Below are 14,947 nucleotides of genomic sequence, written 5' to 3' on the forward strand. Positions count from 1 at the left end.
GGCTTTCTATCAGAATATGAAAATATGTAATAAAGCTGCATAAGCGTCGAACAAATTGCGCGCCGCAAAATCCAGTGAGGTTCAAATACACTTCTTGGTTGGCGAGTGCTCAAATTGTTGCTTAATTTCGAAATGCCGACCATTGATATAATAATCTCTGAGTTAAAGGCGGGATCTGTCTCTTTAGAACCGGCCGTTTGTGACCAACAATGATGATTGATCGGCATTGTACCTTATATTGAAATTTCTAATTTCTTCATAAGTATCAGGATGCATTGTCGGTGGCTCGTTGTGAGCGTTTAAGCACTGCAATAAGGCCAAGAAGAGCAATAGACCCGAATGTCAACAAGGTGGATACAGCGGCAACCACAGGTGAAACGTCGAAATCTAAATCTTCAAAGATCTTGCGCGGTAGTGTTTTGTCTTCAACGCTGGACAAGAAAAAGGACACGACGGGCTCGTCAAACGATATGATGAAGGCAAAGACGCCGCCAGCAATAACCCCCGGCATAATAAGCGGTAAGGTGACGTTGCGAAATGCTTGCCATCGTGAGGCTCCAAGGCTCATGGCGGCCAGTTCAAGTCCTGCGTCGGTTGCTGCAAGAGCTGCCGATACGGTTATAATAACATAAGGCACTGCAAGCACCGTATGTGCAAGCACAAAAGCGATGAGCGATCCAGATAATCCCATGCGCGAAAACATCAGATACATCGCAACGCCCACAACGATATTGGGTGCAATGATTGGTGCAAGCATTGTCATGGAAATGACTTTGCGGCCGATTATTCTGCCCCGTGCAAGTGCCAGAGCCACCATGGTCCCAAGAACCATAGCAAGGGTTGCCACAATGAGTGCAATTTTGAGTGAAAACAATGCAGGCCCAAGCCAGTTGGGATCGCCAAGAAGGCTTTTATACCAATCCAGCGTAAAACCGCGTGGAGGGAACTGCAAATAGCGATCTGGCCCTACGGAAATCGGAATCACGATAAGTGTTGGCATGAGCAGAAAGGCAATACCTGCTATTCCTGCAAGGCGGGCGAGAAGGACGGGAAGCCGATAGATCGAAAATAGTTGGGTTTTCATCGTGATTCCAGCTTATTGAGTTTAAGAAAACGGCTGAATACGGCAATCAGACACATCACCGAGATGAGGAGTAGCGCGGAAAGCGTTGCGCCACGTGGCCAGTCAAATTTTTCAGTAATTTCATTACTGATTGCTGTAGCCAACATCATGCTTCGCGGGCCGCCGATCAATGCAGGTGTAACGAAGGCGCCAAGCGTTACAATGAAAACCATCAGGCTGCCAGCTAAAACGCCTGGTCGCGAGAGCGGCCAGATTATAAGGCGGAAAACGGAAATCTGGGAGGCACCAAGACTAAGTGCGGCGCGTGGAAATTCTTCCGGAATAGAACGTAAGGATTGATAGATTGGCATGACCATGAACGGCAGCATGACATGCGCTTGCGCAACAACAACGGCAATTTCATTGTACAGAAAGGGCAAGGGCGCGTTGGTGATTCCTGTCCATTGCAGAAACGAATTGAATACACCATTCCGCTGTAGAAAAACCGTCCACGCAAAGCTGCGTACCAAAACGCTGGTCCATAACGGAATAAGGACACAAGCGCCTATAACTGCTGCCCAGATTGGTGAGACATTGCGCATGAGATTGGCGATCGGATAACCGATAGCCAGAGCAAGCAAAGCCACAAGAAAACTGACTTTGAATGTTCGCCAGAATATAATCAGTGTAAAATCATCAGTTAACACTTCGCGATAATGACGCAAAGTAAAATCAGGATCGAAAAAACTCGTGCTTATCAGCTTGATAATAGGCCAGCAAAATACGAATAACAGGATTGTCAGCAAGGGTGCCACAAGCATCCAGCTTGTACCTGTTGAGAGATCTTTGCGGTTTGTACTCATGGGCGTGTACCTGCGCTGGAAAAGCAGACTGCTTTGCGCGGTTCTATCGCAAATAATATTGGTGCACCGATACCAAGTTCCCTTGCGGCATCCAGGCTGAGACGAGCCGTAATGCGGGTGCCACTTTTTGTTTCAGCTGTTACAACTGTTGTGGCGCCCGTGAAACTGCGGGAAATGACGGTCGCTTGCGCTGCTTCCGGCTCGGAGCCAACTTTTAGCGTTCTGATATGTTCAGGGCGCACATACACATCTACGATTGATTGAGGAGCGAGATGGGTTCCGAAAGGGGTAAGTGCTTCAACGTGCCCGCCATCTTTGAGATTAATGAAGACTGTTTCGCCGGCAACAGAACTGACCGTTCCTTGCAACTGGCTGCTTTCGCCAACGAAACCGGCAACGAATTGCGTCTGCGGAGCATGGTAAAGGGTATCAGGCGATGCGATCTGTTCAATTTTGCCTTGGCTCATGACGGCGATGCGATCAGACATCGTCAGCGCTTCTTCCTGATCATGGGTTACGAAGATGATGGTCAGGCCAAGTTTGCGCTGTAGTTCTTTAATTTCAATTTGCATCTCTTCGCGCAGCTTTTTATCAAGTGCAGAAAGAGGCTCATCCATTAATAATAAAGGCGGGCGGAAAGAAATAGCGCGGGCAATAGCCACACGTTGTTGCTGGCCACCGGATAATTGCGCCGGCAATCGATCACCAAAGGTGGAAAGCCTGACTGTACTGAGGGCTTCATTAACGATTGGCTCTGACTGAGCTTTGCTCATTCCGCGCATACGCAAAGGGAAACGTACATTCTCTCTTACGCTCATATGTGGAAACAAAGCATATTTTTGAAAGATAATGCCGATTTCACGTCGATTGGGGGGCAAGGTCGTGACATTACGATCTCCGATGCTGATCGTACCGGAGGTTGGTATTTCAAAACCGGCCAGACACATCAGCAAGGATGTTTTTCCAGAGCCACTTGGTCCGAGAATTGAGAGAAACTCACCAGCAGTTACATTGACATTGGCATTGTCGACTGCCGTGACGCTGGATCCGTAGCGTTTAACTAAATTCGAAATGTTGACGCTGGCACCCATTTTTTGCATCTGCGGTTCTCCGATATTACGATTGTCGGCGAGGGGGAAAGCCTCGTTTCATGAAAGGGAATGTGTACGACCGTGATTGGATCAAAAGCAGCTATTGCATGGCCCGAAACAAGTCGGGCCATGTCAAAATCAGCGGCTGAGATACTCGATCATGCGCTGGCGCATTTCTGCGTCATTATCGGCGATCCATTTCCAATCCGGATCGATCTGAACTGCCAAATTCTCTGCACTGCCGCCGCGTGATTGACGCTCTTCCGGGGTCAGCAAATCAATGGCTTTTTTGTTTGGCGTTTCGAAAGGAAATTCTTTCGAGAAGGCAACGTGTGCCTCAGGATTGGCAAGGTAGAAATTGATGAATTCTAATGCGCCTTTTTTATTCTTGGCGTTTTTCAAAACACCCCACATGCCGATATCTTTGATACCTTGGTACCAGGTGAAAGAAACAGGCTCGCCACTTTGAACAAGAGTGGCAGCGCGACCGGATCCCATCATCGACATGACGGCTTCACCGGTACGTAGCACATTTTGTGATTGGTCGGCAGTTTTCCACCATACGGAGATTTCCGGCTTCAATTCGTCCAGTTTGGCAAAGGCGCGCTCAACATCAAGTGGAAATAATTTGTCGCGCGGAACGCCATCTGCTTCAAGTGCAGCGATCAGCAGCCACGGCCAATAGCTTGCATCCGGCATGGCACGGGGGCCCGGAAAATTTTTCACATCCCAAAAGTCAGCCCAGTTTTTGGGTTGTTTGCCTTCCGGAAAAGCATCCGTGTTCCATGCCAGAACATTTGCTCCCCAGGTTCGCAACACGCCATTGCCCATGCAGGTGCCTTCAATGGCAAATTCGGCGGCATTGGTTAAATCTGCACAGTCGATAGGCTCAAGATAGGATGCTTGTGCATAATTATCATTTGGCAATGCGGTAACGATATCCCACTCGGCTGCAGGGAAATCGGCCATAGCTTTGACCTTTGCCCATTGCGCACCGAGTCCGGAAGCCACTGGAATGACACGTATACCGGTTTTGGCGGTGAACGGCTCATAAAAATTCTTTTTCATGGCCTGTTCGAAAACACCGCCGGCAGTGACGATGACGATTGAGTCATCGGCTGCTTGGGCAGTGATTACTACATTGAAAAGAAGGGCTGCGGATGCAGCGAATCGAAGGAGATGTGCTTTCATCTGTTTGTTCCCGGTTTTATTGTTTCTTGCTTTATGCCTTTAACGTTACATATTGTCAATCCGTAACGAAGGATGCAGTTTCTATTATTTATCACGCAGCTTTCGTTAATTCTTTATGATAATATTATTTTACGTTATAGTTGTATTTTATGTATGGATTCAGCGAGGTATGAAGAGAGTGAAATGACGGAAAGTAAAACAAAGCCCAGACGGTGGGTGACCATCAAAGATGTGGCTGCCGCTGCCGGCGTCTCTCCGATGACAGTGTCAAATGTTATCAATAAGCGACACAAATTCGTCAGCGATTCGACTCGTAAAACGGTGGAGCGTGAAATTGCACGTCTTAATTATCGCGTACAGCAAAATGCGCGTGGGCTTCGTGTGGCAAGACGGCGTGCTGTCGGGATTATCATCGTTGATGAAACGCAATCTTTTCTTTCGGATCATTTCAACTCTCATATTGTTGCAGGTCTGAGTAATGTTTTGAGCCAAAATGATCATGCGCTCAGCATTCAGGGGATCAGTCTTGATCATTTTGAAAAATCATTTGCGGTGCGAAATTTTTCGGTTGATGGCTTTTGCATCATTCTTTCCGGCAAAACTGAAGATCGCCGCAAAGTTATCGACAAATTGGTCGAGATGGATCAACCGGTAGTTTTATTTCAGGAACCTCGGATTGAAAGTGATGCTGATATCTGCATCATCAGGCAAGATGATACACTGGGAGGGCAAGCGCTGGCAGATCATTTTGCTGCCCGCCGGCTCCGGCGTTATTTAATCTTGCGACCGGCAACCGATTGGCCGGCTATTGAAGCGCGGATCGAAAGTTTTACCCAGCAAATCACGCGGCTTGTACCGGATGCAACAATTGATATTATCCATTCGGCCAATGAAGATTTTGATAGTGTGCGCGAGGCATTTGCTGCTTATCTGGAAGATCATGAATTGCCGGAAGCTATTTTTGGTGCCAATGATCGTTTGGCAATCGGCGCGATGGCGCTTTTACAAACGCGGGGCATTGCTATCCCCGGGCAGGTGGCCATTGCTGGTTTTAACGGCTTTGAATCCCGCCGTTATGCGCAGCCCCTTATCACCACCGTTATTTCGCCGGCTTATGCCTTGGGTGAGACAGCCGGAAAAGTTTTGCTTGAGCGTTTTTCCAGCGACAGATTTAAAGAAAAAGAAATTGTGCTCCCAGTTTATCTGGAACCTGGAGCGACGACTTGATCCGGCAGGTCTGATAACTGCCGGATCAAACGGTTTGTTGGTTTATACGGATTTTGCTGGTACGGCACTGCCGCTTGCGCCCACCAATACACCGAAATCGGCCCCCTTATCGGCTTGCATGACATTTTCGATAAAGATACGGCCATAACCGCGGCTATAATGGGGCGCTGGTGCTTTCCATTCTTTGCGTCTGGCTGCCAGTTCTGCATCGCTGATATCAAGATGCAAGCGCCCCATTTCGACATCAAGCTCGATCATGTCGCCGTTGCGCACAAAAGCGAGCGGGCCACCCACTGCCGATTCTGGTGCAACATGCAAAACGACTGTACCGAAAGCGGTGCCGCTCATGCGTCCGTCGGAAATGCGAACCATGTCCCGGATACCCTTACGCAGCAGCTTATTCGGCAGGGTCATATTGCCCACTTCAGGCATACCCGGATATCCGACCGGCCCTGCATGTTTGAGAACAAGTATGCAGTTTTCATCAACATCAAGTTCATCCGTATCAATACGGGCTTTGAAGTCTTTCATGTCTTCAAAGACAACTGCTCGTCCACGATGCTTCATCAATTCCTGCGAAGCGGCAGAAGGTTTGATAACGGCGCCATCCGGCGCCAGATTACCGCGCAAGACGACGATACCGCCACGATCTTTGAAAGGTTCGTCCAGTGCTCTGATGACATCGCGATCATAGCATTCTGCTCTTGCAACATCTTCGGCAATGGTTTTACCCGATACAGTGATTGCGTCACCATGCATGAGTGGCAGCAGTTCTTTCATAAGGGCCGGAAGGCCACCGGCATTGAAGAAATCTTCCATTAGATAAGCACCCGATGGCATCAGATTGAGCAGGCAGGGCACTTTTTTACCCAAACGATCCCAATCATCGAGGGTGAGGTCAATGCCAAGTCGCCCGGCTAATGCCAGCAAATGAACAACAGCGTTGGTCGAACCGCCAATACCACCATTAACGATGATGGCATTCTCCAGCGCTTTTTTAGTGACGATTTGCGAGAAACGGATATCGTCCTTCACCATCTCCACAATTCGTTTGCCGGATTGTGCGGCAAGAACTGCTCTGCGGCTGTCAACGGCAGGTACTGCGGCATTTTGCGATAAAGCAATGCCCATTGCTTCTGCCATCGAAGCCATGGTGGATGCCGTTCCCATCGTCATGCACGAACCGGCGGAACGGCTCATGGCTGCTTCTGCATCAAGAAATTCCGCCATCGACATTTCGCCGGTTTGCAGCATTTCATCATAACGGATGACGTCGGTGCCAGAGCCGAGAAGACGGCCACGGAACCGGCCATTGAGCATAGGTCCACCCGATACCATAATGGCAGGAACGTCGACACTTGCGGCGCCCATCAGCAAGGCGGGGGTGGTCTTGTCACAACCGGCAAGCAGCACTACACCATCAATTGGGTTGGCGCGGATGGTTTCTTCTACATCCATGCTAACCTGATTGCGGTAGATCATGGCTGTCGGGCGTACCAGCGACTCGCCAAGGCTCATGACCGGAAATTCCAGCGGCAGCCCGCCAGCAGCCAAGACGCCTTTTTTGACATGCTCTGCAAGGCCGCGCAGATGTGCATTGCAAGGGGTTAGTTCCGACCAGGTATTGCAAATTCCAATCACTGGCCTGCCATCAAACATTTCCGGCAAAATGCCTTGGTTTTTCATCCAGCTTCGGGCATAAAATCCATATTTATCGGCTGTCCCAAACCATTGCGCACTGCGAAATGCCGGCTTTTTCTCGCTCATAAGTCATGTCCTCCCATGGGTTAAACAAGAAAATTAAGTTTAACGTTATATATTTGATATTCTTGTTATCAAGACCTGTCAACGACCGGATAAACTGCTTCTATATGGAATAATGCGACATCTTTACCCTGACGAGATGATCGAGACTTGACAGAAAGCTCGTAAATAGGTTTAACGTTATATTACGATTACAACGGAGTCTTCTTATGATCGTCGATTGCCATGTAAACATCTTCAATCCAGAACAAACCACACCCCTTTTTGCTCGTCTTTCACCAACGTCCAGACCGGGAAAAATGGGTTTGGAAGCCGATGCGGATACTATTTATAAAGCAATGGAAGACGTGGATAAGGCGATCTTGTTCACTTTGCGTTATGCAGATGCCATTGGTGTTGATGGTGATGATGAAGTGACCGCGGCTGCTGTTGCCAAATATCCGGATAAATTCATTGGTTTTGCCGCGATGGATCCGCGCCGTCCTGATTATATGGACTTATTGGTTCACGCCATTGAAGACCTCAAACTGACAGGTGTGAAATTCGGTCCGATTTATAATGGTGTTTCATTGCTTGATCCGCGTTTGGTTCCGGTTTACGAATATTTGCAGAAGAAAAATATTCCGCTGACCATGCATATGGGAACGACCTTCAGTCCTACAGCTCCCGTCCAATATGGTCGACCGCTTGATGTAGATACAATCGCGGCCCGCTATCCTGATTTGAAGATGATCATGGCGCATATGGGGCATCCTTGGTATGAAGAATGTATCATTGTCGCACGCAAACATTCCAATGTTTATTGCGAAGTATCTGCTCTGCATTATCGTCCATGGCAGTTCTACAATATTTTGATTTGTGCGCAGGAATATCTCATCACTGAACGCGACAAGATTTTCTGGGGAACTGATTTCCCATGGACAACGGTGGAGGAATCAATCGGAGGGCTGCGTTCTGTCAATGATCAGGTGGAGGGGACACGTCTGCCACGCGTTGCTCAAACGACAATTGATCGTATTTTACATTCCAATCCATTGGAGCATTGGTGGCATGGCGGCTATCCAGGCTGAAAACAGTCATAAAATTTGTGAAAAGAGCAGGCTTAGGCCTGCTTTTTTTGTTTCGGTCTTCATTTAAAATATGCGATAAAAAAATGGCCGGAACAAACCGGCCATTTTTTATTAATATTGCAATAAAGACTTAAAGATCAGCGGTAAAATGCTGCTTTTGGGTACCCAATCCTTCAATGCCAAGTTCGACAATATCACCGTGCTTGAGATAGCGTGGCGGTTTCATTCCCATTCCAACACCCGGAGGGGTTCCGGTGGAAATAATATCGCCCGGCATCAGGCTCATGAACTGGCTGAGATACGAAACCAGATAGGCTACCTGATAGACCATTGTTTTGGTCGAACCGTTCTGCATCGTTTCGCCATTGACTTTGAGCCACATGGACAGCCGTTGCGGATCATTGATTTCATCTTTTGTCACCATCCACGGACCGATTGGCCCGAAGGTGTCACAGCTTTTGCCTTTGGTCCATTGACCTTGGCGCTCATTTTGAAAAGCACGCTCAGATACATCGTGAGCCACACAATAACCGGCAACATAATCGAGTGCTTCTGCTTCGGAAACATATTTTGCCTGTTTGCCGATGACGATACCAAGCTCGACTTCCCAGTCAGTTTTTTCTGAGTCGCGCGGGATCAGAACATTGTCATTGGGGCCGACAACGGCGGATGATGCCTTCATGAAAACGACAGGTTCTGTAGGCAGGGCAAGACCTGCTTCTGCGGCATGGTCGGCATAGTTCAGACCGATGCAGATAAATTTGCCGACATTGCTGACACATGGGCCAAGGCGGGGGGAGCCGTCCACAATTGGCAAAGATTGTGGGTCGATTTTTGCCAATTGCGCAAGGGACGCAGGATCAAGCACTTGACCGCCTATATCGGTGATCCGGTCAGACAAATCACGAATTCTTCCCTCGGCGTCCAGCAAGCCGGGCTTTTCTTGCCCCAGCTCTCCGTAACGTAATAGTTTCATGGTTCAACTCCTTTGCCCTCGATAATTGTCAGGCGAGTTCGTTTACAACTTTTTCTGTAATCTCAATGGTGCGATCAATATCTGCATCCGTGTGAGCAAGCGAAATTGACCCCTGCTTGGTGACAACAGGGAAATGGAAAATGCCATTTTCAATAAGTGCGCGACGATAGGTGATATCACGCTCCATGTCGTTGTTCATCACCACATCGCGCCAATTTTCAGGTGCATGATCCATGAAATAAACGGCAAACGCTGAGCCTTGACGCACAATGGTGGTTGGATAATTGCGTCTTTCAAAGACACTCTTTAAGCCTGCTTCAAGACGTACTCCAAGGCGTTCCAATTCACCATAAACCTCAGTTTCACGGGTTTTAAGGCGTGACAGACAGGCTTTTGCAGCTGCAGCATTGACCGGATGGCCATTATAGGTGCCAGCGACAGAGACACGTTTCTTTGGATCAGGATGGGCGCATAAGCTCATAATTTCACGCTTGCCGCCGACGACACCCATAGGATAGCCATTGGCAACCGCTTTCCCAAAAGTACAAAGATCAGGTGTCACACCTGATAGCTGCTGATAACCGCCCAATGCATGGCGAAAGCCGGTTTTAACTTCATCAAAGATCAGCACTGTGCCATATTTATCGCATAATGCCCGCAGGCCTTCCAAATAGCCTGGCAAAGGTTTGACGATACCGATATTTTGCAGCACTGGCTCCAGAATAATGGCGGCAACATCGCCCTTGGCAAGTACTTTTTCCGCTGCAGCCAGATCATTATATTCGATGGCGCGCACTGTCTGGTCGATGACTTTAGGGACGCCGGCTGTGGTGACAGAAAGCGGATATTCCTCACCTTCCTGATGATCTTCCACGAATGAACGCGGATCCATCAGGTTGTAACTGACATAGTCGAAGCAACCATTATAGCCGCCCTGCATGACAACAACGACATCACGTCCAGTGTGGGCACGTGCCAGACGCAAGGCATAACCGACCGCTTCGGAACCCGTGCTAGTAAGCTGCAATTGTTCAATGCCGGGGACACATTCAACCAGTAATTCGGCTACTTCTGCTTCCCAAGGCATGGTGCCTGCGCCGATTAGCGAAGCACCGGAGCGGATCATATCGATGACCGCTTCATCAACCTCGGCATCGCCATGGCCGAACAGATAAGGTGCGAAACCGGCGTGGTAGTCGATATATTCTTTGCCATCGGCGTCATAAAGATAGGCGCCGCTTGCGCGCACAAAAAGCTTGGATGGGGTGATGGCGCGGTTAAGCGACATCGTTCCGCCAGCAATGTACTGGCGTTGGCGTTCAACCGTGCTTTGCAGTGTATCCGGCATGTCATCAACTTTCATTGGATGGTGAAAAAACGTTTAGTCGATGAATCAGGAGATGACGATCTTTCCGATTTGTCTCGACAATGATAGAAATATGGCTAGGTTTAACGTTAAGTCAAGCGTAAATCATGGGGAAATGTGCGTTAGTGTAAATTGTGTGATGGATGCACAGGGATAAAAGGGTTGTACCTTTTATCGTTTCCCCGATAAGTGAATAGGATAGATCAGGTATGCCTAGATAACAGGGATGGGCTTTTTCTGACGAAAAAGGGAATAGATTTCCGTAAGGAGCAGGCAATTGGATAAATCAAAAATGGTGAAACAAAAAGATGTGACCATCAAAGATGTGGCACGCGTCGCACAGGTTTCAGCTATGAGTGTTTCCAATGTCCTTAATGGCAGCGGGCGGGTTTCAGAAACGACCGCCGCCAGAATTCGTAAAGTGATCGAAGAACTGGGCTACCGGCCGTCCGTTGCAGCACGCAGACTTCGCTTGTCGCGTCAATGGACAATTGGTATGCTGATTATCGTTGAAGATCCCAATTTTCTGAGTGATCCATTTATCACTGCACAAGTAACGGGTCTCACCAATTATTTGACGGCTAATTCCTATAGCTTGATTCTACGGGGAATGAAGCCATCCGACTTCAGAACTTCAGGTATGTTTCAAGACATCGAAGCTGATGGAATGGTTGCTTTATTGTCCGGCCATAAAGATCAACGTGATTTATTCGTGAAAGAACTTGCCAATCTTAATGTGCCATTGGTTCTGCTTGAAGAACATAAATCGCGTCAGGATATGGATTGCATTACCATCCGTCAAAATGATGAAGAGGGAGGATATCTGATTGGTCAGCATCTTATGTCGTGCGGCGCGCGTCGTCTGTGGACATTGATGCCTTCGGCTGATTGGCCTGCTATTCAAGCCCGTATGACGGGGGTGCAACGCGCTCTTCATCAAGCGGGATTGGATGTCGCCTATGTCATTGATTGCGGTGATGAAAGTTATGATTTTACTTATGCTGCAACCTTGGTCGCTTTACAGGAACATGAGGCACCGCATGCAATTGTCGGCGGTAATGATCAGATGGCAATCGCCGCAATGAAAGCTTGTAAAGATTATGGATTACGGGTGCCGGAAGATGTCATGATTACCGGATTTAACGGTTTTGATATTTGGCGTTATGTTGATCCGGTACTCACCACTGTACGATCTGCGGCTCATGCATTGGGTGAATGTGCGGGCAGCGAATTGATACGCCGCCTGCATGAAGGTCAATTTAGACAGCAAGAGATTATTTTGCCGGTCACTTTCCAACAAGGAGCGTCCACACGCGCTTTTGCTTGATGCTATGGGGTATGATTTTATTTTAAATCCAATCTAGTCAGGAATAGTCTTCATGGTAAAATAATGACATGAAAAAAGGGCGCTTTCATTTAATTCCATGCGAAATGAAGGGAGCGGAGGCAGTGCTTGCCGATTCATCCCATAGTTTTGGGCGCCATATGCATGACCAATTTGGTATCGGTATTATTTTAACAGGTGCCCAAAAATCATTAAGCGGGCGCGGTATGGTTGAAGCTGAAGCGGGAGACGTCATTACGGTTAATCCCGGAGAGATCCATGATGGCTCACCCATTGGCGATAATGGCCGCCGCTGGCAAATGCTTTATTTTGATCCGATGTGTTTGATTGAACCCATCCGTGCCATAACAGATTGCAAAATTGATATGCTCGAATTGTCTCGTCCAGCATTGCAAGACACAGTTTCCGCCAGAAGTTTTTTGAAGTTATTTCGTGCTGTTACCGATAAAAATGGCGGTGAAAGCGAGATCGAACGCCGTGAAAATCTGTTGATTTTGCTATCAAGGCTGATGGATTACCGTGTGCATGATCAATTTATCCTGCCTAAGGCGATCAATGAGGCGCGTGAGCGAATTGATGATGATCCGTGTGCGTCACTTTCCCTTGACGAATTGGCGAAAATTGGCGGGGTTAGCCAATTTCAGTTGATCAGAGGTTTCACAAAGCTGACAGGTCTGACCCCGCATGCCTATCTGGTACAGCGCCGATTGCAACGAGCGCGTAAAATGATCGCCGCTGGTGCGTTACTTGCCGATGCCGCCTATACTTGCGGTTTTGCTGATCAAAGCCATATGACACGGATATTCGTGCGTGCTTATGGTTTTTCACCGGGGCATTATGCTGCTTTAATCAATTAGAGCGTGTCGCACTTTATCTTATCTACTGTGCTTACTCTGACGACTTGTTTTTACGCATGTCTCCCAAAACCGGTGCCCACTTTTGGGAGACATGCTTTAGCTGCAATTTTCTTCAAGACGCGAGGTAATAAAGCTGCTCAATTGCTTGAAAACCAACCAGCCGAGGCGTTTTCATGCAGCTTTTTCATAGTCTGAACATTCAACATTATTTTTTGCAATTAGTCCTCATGTTTTATCGAACTGAGGCTATGGTTTATAAAATCAGGCAATCTAGTTGCAACTCTCAACTTGGTTATGCTGCAATCTTCTTGAAGGGGAATGCGGCATGACACCCGAGTTTTTGTTAACATCACTTATTATTATTGCCTCACCCGGCACGGGCGCGATTTATACCATTGCTATCGGCCTTTCGGATGGCGCACGTATGAGCTTTATTGCAGCACTGGCATGCACGTTGGGTATTATACCGCATATGGTTGCTGCGATCAGCGGTTTGGCTGTGCTGCTCCACACCAGTGCAGTGGCTTTCAACTTTTTAAAATATTTCGGCGTTGTTTATTTGCTTTATATGGCTTGGGGTATGTTTCGGGCACGAGGCGTGTTGAGCCTGAACAGGCATTTTCAGAGTGGAAAAACACCACGCCAAATTATTATCTCGGCGATATTGATCAATGTGTTGAACCCTAAACTTTCCATCTTTTTCTTTGCTTTTCTACCACAGTTTGTCTCGGCAGACAGCAGCTTACAATTCGGCCATATGATAGAATTGAGCTTGGTATTTATGGTTCTGACATATATCGTTTTTGCGGTTTATGGGATTTTCGCTGCCACTTTACGCCAATATGTCATTTCCAGTGTTCTTGTCCAAAACTGGTTGCGACGGAGTTTTGCTGCAGCCTTTGCTGCATTGGCTGTGCAACTTGCTCTGACCCATCGATAGAGACGAAAGTACTGATTTCAAAACAATAAAAAAGGCCGGGGCAACTCTGCACCGACCTTCGATATATCATTTAAACTCAGTGCCAGTACATCCGTGGTCAAAGGTTTCAAATGACTTTAGACAATTGCGAGCGCTGTGAGATGAGCGCTCATAAGCTTTGTCTATGACCAAGATATAGGTGCGCAATGTGTTTAAAATAAGGACAAAGCTGTTTTTTATCTTCGTATCCGGATCATCTGTTCATTATGAACGAATATTAACTTGATTTTGGTCTTTTCATTCGATTGAGCTAATCCTGACTAAAAAACACTAGTTTGGAGATCCTCGATGAATTTAAGCTTCCTCAACAAATATGAACCCTATGCACTCGCAGCCCTTCGTATCATGACAGGCCTGCTTTATTTGGCTCATGGTACACAAAAGGCTTTTGGTTTTCCTATTGAAGGGCCTGCAAGCTTATCGGCAATGGCGCTGATTTCGGCAATTTTGGAAGTTGTTGGCGGCACGCTTATTGTATTGGGTCTCTTTACCCGACCGGTCGCTTTTATCCTGTCAGGGCATATGGCTTTTGCTTATTTCATTGCACATGCGCCAAGAAGCTTTTACCCGATCGCCAATGGTGGTGATTCATCAATCCTGTTTTGCTTTGTGTTCTTGCTGCTGGTTACGAGCGGACCGGGTGCTTTTGCATTAGATAAACGAAACGCCTAAATCTTTTTTGTGGTCTGGTGATTTTATATGCCTGATCAACAGGTAAGCATGATCATCAGACCATTTTTTATGAAGTTGTAACAGGTTGCATGAATTCAATCCGGTTGCCGAATGGATCATTGGCATAAAGACGGTTAAAGCCTTCCAAGGGTTCATCGCTCACCATAAGATAGCCCGAAGATTTAATCTTGTCAGCCAAGGCGTTCAAGTCGCTTACGATAAAAGCCGGATGTGCTTTAGTGGCGGCGATAAAAGGGGTCTGTACGCCTAGGTGAATTTTAATGTCGCCCGATTGAAACCAGCAACCGCCACGCTTTTTTAAATTATCAGGTTTTTCAACTTCATTTAATCCTAATAATTGCGCATAAAATGAGCGCGCTTTCTCTTCCTCACCTTGTGGCATTGCCAATTGCACATGATCCAACTGGATTAATTTCATGGTGAGCCTCCATTGTGCCTGAATATGTGTTTGCTTCGGCCATA

Annotated in this window: 14 protein-coding genes; 6 read left to right on the forward strand and 8 right to left on the reverse strand. The window is 47.5% G+C overall.

Annotation, left to right across the window (positions count from 1 at the left end; genetic code table 11):
- Nucleotides 1–265: 265 nt before the first annotated feature.
- From ACI0FR_RS13520 to ACI0FR_RS13535, 4 genes are all read right to left on the reverse strand, one after another.
- Entirely contained in the window at nt 266–1,084 is an 819-nt protein-coding gene (locus tag ACI0FR_RS13520; RefSeq protein WP_404907771.1) for an ABC transporter permease, read from the reverse strand.
- On the reverse strand, nt 1,081–1,926 hold the full coding sequence (locus ACI0FR_RS13525) for an ABC transporter permease (protein ID WP_404907769.1): 846 nt from the start codon (nt 1,924–1,926) through the stop codon (nt 1,081–1,083). The genes ACI0FR_RS13520 and ACI0FR_RS13525 overlap by 4 nt, the downstream gene beginning before the upstream one ends.
- Nucleotides 1,923–3,026: an ABC transporter ATP-binding protein gene (locus ACI0FR_RS13530; RefSeq protein WP_374833416.1), complete on the reverse strand. Its 1,104-nt coding sequence runs from the start codon at nt 3,024–3,026 to the stop codon at nt 1,923–1,925. The genes ACI0FR_RS13525 and ACI0FR_RS13530 overlap by 4 nt, the downstream gene beginning before the upstream one ends.
- 129 nt (nt 3,027–3,155) lie before the next feature.
- Nucleotides 3,156–4,208 (reverse strand): ABC transporter substrate-binding protein, encoded by a 1,053-nt coding sequence (locus tag ACI0FR_RS13535; RefSeq protein WP_374833418.1) that lies wholly within the window; start codon nt 4,206–4,208, stop codon nt 3,156–3,158.
- A gap of 183 nt (nt 4,209–4,391) precedes the next feature.
- Between ACI0FR_RS13535 and ACI0FR_RS13540 the strand changes: the two genes are divergently transcribed.
- The gene (locus ACI0FR_RS13540) at nt 4,392–5,435 is read left to right on the forward strand and encodes a LacI family DNA-binding transcriptional regulator (RefSeq protein ID WP_374833420.1); all 1,044 of its coding nucleotides are present in this window, start codon (nt 4,392–4,394) and stop codon (nt 5,433–5,435) included.
- Nucleotides 5,436–5,477: 42 nt separating this feature from the next.
- On the opposite strand, the gene ACI0FR_RS13545 is transcribed toward ACI0FR_RS13540, so the two are convergent.
- Nucleotides 5,478–7,202, reverse strand: a complete 1,725-nt coding sequence (locus tag ACI0FR_RS13545; RefSeq protein ID WP_374833422.1) for an IlvD/Edd family dehydratase — start codon at nt 7,200–7,202, stop codon at nt 5,478–5,480.
- 206 nt (nt 7,203–7,408) lie between these two features.
- Here ACI0FR_RS13545 and ACI0FR_RS13550 point away from each other — a divergent pair, with 206 nt between their 5' ends.
- Entirely contained in the window at nt 7,409–8,269 is an 861-nt protein-coding gene (locus ACI0FR_RS13550) for an amidohydrolase family protein (protein ID WP_404907765.1), read from the forward strand.
- 130 nt (nt 8,270–8,399) lie between these two features.
- On the opposite strand, the gene ACI0FR_RS13555 is transcribed toward ACI0FR_RS13550, so the two are convergent.
- Nucleotides 8,400–9,245, reverse strand: coding sequence for a fumarylacetoacetate hydrolase family protein (locus tag ACI0FR_RS13555; RefSeq protein WP_404907763.1), 846 nt, complete (start codon nt 9,243–9,245; stop codon nt 8,400–8,402).
- 28 nt (nt 9,246–9,273) lie between these two features.
- Nucleotides 9,274–10,593 (reverse strand): aspartate aminotransferase family protein, encoded by a 1,320-nt coding sequence (locus tag ACI0FR_RS13560; RefSeq protein WP_404907761.1) that lies wholly within the window; start codon nt 10,591–10,593, stop codon nt 9,274–9,276.
- Between the two features lie 295 nt (nt 10,594–10,888).
- On the opposite strand from ACI0FR_RS13560, the gene ACI0FR_RS13565 reads away from it, so the two are divergent.
- From ACI0FR_RS13565 to ACI0FR_RS13580, 4 genes are all read left to right on the forward strand, one after another.
- The gene (locus ACI0FR_RS13565) at nt 10,889–11,938 is read left to right on the forward strand and encodes a LacI family DNA-binding transcriptional regulator (protein WP_374833430.1); all 1,050 of its coding nucleotides are present in this window, start codon (nt 10,889–10,891) and stop codon (nt 11,936–11,938) included.
- 68 nt (nt 11,939–12,006) lie between these two features.
- The gene (locus ACI0FR_RS13570; RefSeq protein WP_404907758.1) at nt 12,007–12,813 is read left to right on the forward strand and encodes an AraC family transcriptional regulator; all 807 of its coding nucleotides are present in this window, start codon (nt 12,007–12,009) and stop codon (nt 12,811–12,813) included.
- 325 nt (nt 12,814–13,138) lie between these two features.
- Nucleotides 13,139–13,753, forward strand: coding sequence for a LysE family translocator (locus ACI0FR_RS13575; RefSeq protein ID WP_404907757.1), 615 nt, complete (start codon nt 13,139–13,141; stop codon nt 13,751–13,753).
- A 327-nt stretch (nt 13,754–14,080) separates the two neighbouring features.
- The gene (locus tag ACI0FR_RS13580; protein ID WP_374833436.1) at nt 14,081–14,464 is read left to right on the forward strand and encodes a DoxX family protein; all 384 of its coding nucleotides are present in this window, start codon (nt 14,081–14,083) and stop codon (nt 14,462–14,464) included.
- Between the two features lie 67 nt (nt 14,465–14,531).
- Here the strand turns inward: ACI0FR_RS13580 and ACI0FR_RS13585 are convergent, their stop codons facing one another.
- Nucleotides 14,532–14,903, reverse strand: a complete 372-nt coding sequence (locus tag ACI0FR_RS13585; RefSeq protein WP_374833438.1) for a VOC family protein — start codon at nt 14,901–14,903, stop codon at nt 14,532–14,534.
- Nucleotides 14,904–14,947: the final 44 nt, after the last annotated feature.

The sequence above is a fragment of the Paenochrobactrum sp. BZR 201-1 genome, assembly GCF_044987585.2.
Lineage (GTDB): Bacteria > Pseudomonadota > Alphaproteobacteria > Rhizobiales > Rhizobiaceae > Paenochrobactrum > Paenochrobactrum pullorum.

Bases quoted from the DNA above. Each gene is read 5' to 3' on its own strand.
- ACI0FR_RS13520 (WP_404907771.1), bottom strand. From the start codon at position 1,084: ATGAAAACCCAACTATTTTCGATCTATCGGCTTCCCGTCCTTCTCGCC.
- ACI0FR_RS13525 (WP_404907769.1), bottom strand. From the start codon at position 1,926: ATGAGTACAAACCGCAAAGATCTCTCAACAGGTACAAGCTGGATGCTT.
- ACI0FR_RS13530 (WP_374833416.1), bottom strand. From the start codon at position 3,026: ATGCAAAAAATGGGTGCCAGCGTCAACATTTCGAATTTAGTTAAACGC.
- ACI0FR_RS13535 (WP_374833418.1), bottom strand. From the start codon at position 4,208: ATGAAAGCACATCTCCTTCGATTCGCTGCATCCGCAGCCCTTCTTTTC.
- ACI0FR_RS13540 (WP_374833420.1), top strand. From the start codon at position 4,392: ATGACGGAAAGTAAAACAAAGCCCAGACGGTGGGTGACCATCAAAGAT.
- ACI0FR_RS13545 (WP_374833422.1), bottom strand. From the start codon at position 7,202: ATGAGCGAGAAAAAGCCGGCATTTCGCAGTGCGCAATGGTTTGGGACA.
- ACI0FR_RS13550 (WP_404907765.1), top strand. From the start codon at position 7,409: ATGATCGTCGATTGCCATGTAAACATCTTCAATCCAGAACAAACCACA.
- ACI0FR_RS13555 (WP_404907763.1), bottom strand. From the start codon at position 9,245: ATGAAACTATTACGTTACGGAGAGCTGGGGCAAGAAAAGCCCGGCTTG.
- ACI0FR_RS13560 (WP_404907761.1), bottom strand. From the start codon at position 10,593: ATGCCGGATACACTGCAAAGCACGGTTGAACGCCAACGCCAGTACATT.
- ACI0FR_RS13570 (WP_404907758.1), top strand. From the start codon at position 12,007: ATGAAAAAAGGGCGCTTTCATTTAATTCCATGCGAAATGAAGGGAGCG.
- ACI0FR_RS13575 (WP_404907757.1), top strand. From the start codon at position 13,139: ATGACACCCGAGTTTTTGTTAACATCACTTATTATTATTGCCTCACCC.
- ACI0FR_RS13580 (WP_374833436.1), top strand. From the start codon at position 14,081: ATGAATTTAAGCTTCCTCAACAAATATGAACCCTATGCACTCGCAGCC.
- ACI0FR_RS13585 (WP_374833438.1), bottom strand. From the start codon at position 14,903: ATGAAATTAATCCAGTTGGATCATGTGCAATTGGCAATGCCACAAGGT.